2 protein-coding genes, 1 tRNA gene and 1 pseudogene are annotated in these 3047 nt (G+C 54.0%); 3 read left to right on the forward strand and 1 reads right to left on the reverse strand.

Going from position 1 to position 3047, the window contains the following annotated elements; genetic code table 11:
* Positions 1 to 202: 202 nt before the first annotated feature.
* Entirely contained in the window at positions 203 to 1126 is a 924-nt protein-coding gene (locus B9Z45_RS16450; RefSeq protein ID WP_108408278.1) for a dienelactone hydrolase family protein, read from the forward strand.
* A gap of 37 nt (positions 1127 to 1163) precedes the next feature.
* Here B9Z45_RS16450 and B9Z45_RS16455 read toward each other — a convergent pair.
* Positions 1164 to 1679, reverse strand: a pseudogene (locus B9Z45_RS16455) (IS21 family transposase); the annotation flags it as partial.
* 413 nt (positions 1680 to 2092) lie between these two features.
* Here B9Z45_RS16455 and B9Z45_RS16460 point away from each other — a divergent pair.
* Positions 2093 to 2168 (forward strand) — tRNA-Phe (locus tag B9Z45_RS16460).
* 110 nt (positions 2169 to 2278) lie between these two features.
* Positions 2279 to 3010: a hypothetical protein gene (locus B9Z45_RS17485; protein WP_233252247.1), complete on the forward strand. Its 732-nt coding sequence runs from the start codon at positions 2279 to 2281 to the stop codon at positions 3008 to 3010.
* Positions 3011 to 3047 lie beyond the last annotated feature (37 nt).

Raw genomic sequence — 3047 nt, forward strand, 5'->3', positions numbered from 1 at the left:
ATCGTGAAAAGGCTCTCGGTGAAGGTGTCAGCGCCGCGCATCATGTGTCCGTGTAGTTGCTCAACAATTAACGTTTCTCAGGGGCTCGGCGTGGACCTAAACATGGGAGTATTTCAGCAGCCTGCTAAGTTCTTATAAACACCAGCTCTTTAAGATTTTCCTGCCAGCTCTTTTTTCGGCCTTTACAGTTAGCCACACGGTAATGGCTCAAAATGTTCTGAGCAGTTATCCAGCCGAAGCGTTGGAAGTAACCGTCTTTGATGTCAAGCTGGGCAAAGATATTCGCCTGAATACTCAGCTACTTGCACCGACTGTGCCTACGCCTTGGCAGACTGTTGTGCTGCCGTCAAATTGCACCGGACGTGATGATCATTTTTGGAACCTGATGGTGCCAGCTATGCTTCAAAAAGGGTTCGCTGTTGTGTTGCTCGACAGCTTTTCCCCTCGAGGATTTTCAAGTGTCTGCGCAAACAAATTTCAAATGTGGCAAGAGGCCCGAGTGGTCGATGCCGTCGCGGTCCTTAAAAAGTTGCAAAGCGATTCGCGTATCGATGCTTCCAAAATTGCATTAGGAGGGCATTCGAATGGTGCAGTCACTTCCTTTTTAGCTTCTTTTGTCGAGTCGTCAAAGGTAGTTAAGACAGATGCCTTGGGTTTTGCTGCTTATTTCGCGGTCGGTGCAGCATGCGACCTCACTTTCAAATCTTCCAAACTATGGGCCCCTTTGTTGCTCATTTCAGGAGAAAAAGACGACTACACCTTTCCAGAGCCCTGCCAAGCAGAGGCCAAACGCTTGCAAGGCGAAGGGAGTCCGGTCAAGCTCAATATGATCCAGGGTGCCAATCACAATATGAGCACCACAGGATGGATCTACAGTTCACAAGTTCAACGGATGCCCAAAGGCATTCCGCGTATGTTCATGCGCGGCAGAGATGACAAGGGCGTGTTGCACCTTGAACTCGACGACGGCAGTCAAGTCACCGCTTTCGACATGATCAAAACGCATGGCGGTTTCATGTTGAGCAAAACACGCGGTGGAACAATTGGTGGGACATGGGACAAATTTCCAGAAGTCAGTGCGTTAATTTTTGATCATTTAGCAAGCGCTGGATTTACACCTCGCTAGGCACTGGGTGCTGGGTGCTGGGGGGTGAGGGGTGAGTGACCTTGACGTGCCTCCAACCGGAGTGCGCCAAAGCGAATTGGTACAGGCGGTGCTTGAACGGGACACCAGCAATCTCCACGCTCAAAGCATCGGCCACGGTGAAGTCAGAGATGCCTTGTCGCCCGGGAGGGTGAACTTGGGCAAAGTAGACCTCGCGCTCGGCCCCGAACTGGGCACGCCACAGGAACATGCGCCGCTGCAGGGTGCGCAGCACGCTGGTATCCCACTGGCCAGGATGGCGGTTTTGAAGTTCTTCGAGCAAGGTGACGGCGTTGAGGTGAACGTCCGATTGAAGCAAAGGCACGATCTCGCTGTCCCAGACTGCGCTCAGTGGGTCTTGCCGGGTGCGCCAGTTCCGTTTGGGACGTTGGGAGGGCAGGCTAGGGGCCTGCTCGATGCGCCTGGCACTGCGTTCGCTGATGCCCGCTTTGGCAGCCGAGGCCGTTTGGCTAAGTTGGTTGCGGTGTTGTTTGTACTTGTGCACTTGGTGGTCCGTGATTCTCTTGCCGGGCATGCCGTCTACCTTCGATTTGTCTCGAAGGCTCAACGGTAGCCCCGCCTCCCGGACCCGCCCGGAACAGGCCTCTAACCGGCCAACATAGTTGTCGTCAACCGGCCAAGGTAATTGTCGTCAAACAGTTGTGCCCGAGTCAGCCAGCCCAGTGGGGTAATAAACCCGTCATTCCCCCGCTCAAGCGTCAATTTTCTTTACGCTTGCGCCCCAACCCGACTTGTAGCAAGTCACCACGGTCAACCTCAAGACGCTGGCGCATCCCCACCCCGCACGGTGCTCAAAAATGTGCAAAGTCTGTGCTAAGACGCTGGCACAGCGAAACCTCAGCCAAGATTTGGGCCATCCGGTGACGCACTTTTTTGCAGCCAGCAGGAATCCCCACGGAAAAGTCCTGCTAAAATATCGTTCTCACAGGCCCGGTAGCTCAGTTGGTAGAGCAGCGGATTGAAAATCCGCGTGTCAGTGGTTCGATTCCACTCCAGGCCACCAGATACACCCCACAGTTTCGCAAGAGGCTGTGGGGTTTTTCTTTGGGGGGCCAGCGAGGCACACACCAAGCCAATGGTGTCCAACTTGCTAGACGCTGCGGGGCTTTCTGAATGACGCTCTCAGCCCTTCCCACAGCCCCTCCGCAGTCCATACACCTACGCGACGGCGAACTTGTCCTTTATCGCCGTAGCCGCAGTTTGCTGTACCAATGTCGCTACCGTTTGACAGACGGCAGTTGGACAAGGCAGAGCACAGGCAAAGCAGCACTGGAACACGCCATTGCCCGTGCTTGCGACATCTACGACGAAGCCAGATACAGACAACGCTTGGGTTTAGCACACCGCACACACTCTGTCGCACAGATTGCTGCCGTTTGCTGTGCTGCGTTGCGGCAGCAGATTGACGCAAAGGGCAAGAAGTCCGCACTCAATGACTATGTCAGCATCATTGAACGCTATTTCGTGCCTTACTTTGGCGACAGTCAGTTGGAGACGCTCTCGCACACGGATGTGCGTGAGTTTGAACTGTGGCGGGACAGGCAAATGACACGCAAGCCTAAAACCAGCACCCTCAACAATTTCACAAGTACGTGGAGCAGACTGGTTGCCACAGCCCAAGAGCAAGGCTACATCTCAGAGCGTGTGCCCGTGCCCAAACTCACCAGCAAGGGCGAGAAGGGTAAAACACGCCCAGCATTCAGCAAAGAAGAGATGGATGTGCTGTTGGCGTTTATGACGGACTGGCATCACAAGTGTTGCCGCCGATCTAATATTGACCACCTGTGCCGATTGAATTTTGACCAGGGGCTTGAGCCAGCTTTGATGTCCGCTGGCTGTGGATAACTATAAGTTCAATTGTCGTCCTGCAGCTCCTTTCTCT

It is taken from the genome of Limnohabitans sp. 2KL-17, assembly GCF_003063415.1.
In the GTDB taxonomy this organism is placed as follows: domain Bacteria; phylum Pseudomonadota; class Gammaproteobacteria; order Burkholderiales; family Burkholderiaceae_C; genus Limnohabitans_A.

What these genes read in the sequence shown, in the direction of transcription:
- B9Z45_RS17485 (WP_233252247.1), top strand. Translation starts at nt 2,279, where the DNA reads ATGACGCTCTCAGCCCTTCCCACAGCCCCTCCGCAGTCCATACACCTA.
- B9Z45_RS16450 (WP_108408278.1), top strand. Translation starts at nt 203, where the DNA reads ATGGCTCAAAATGTTCTGAGCAGTTATCCAGCCGAAGCGTTGGAAGTA.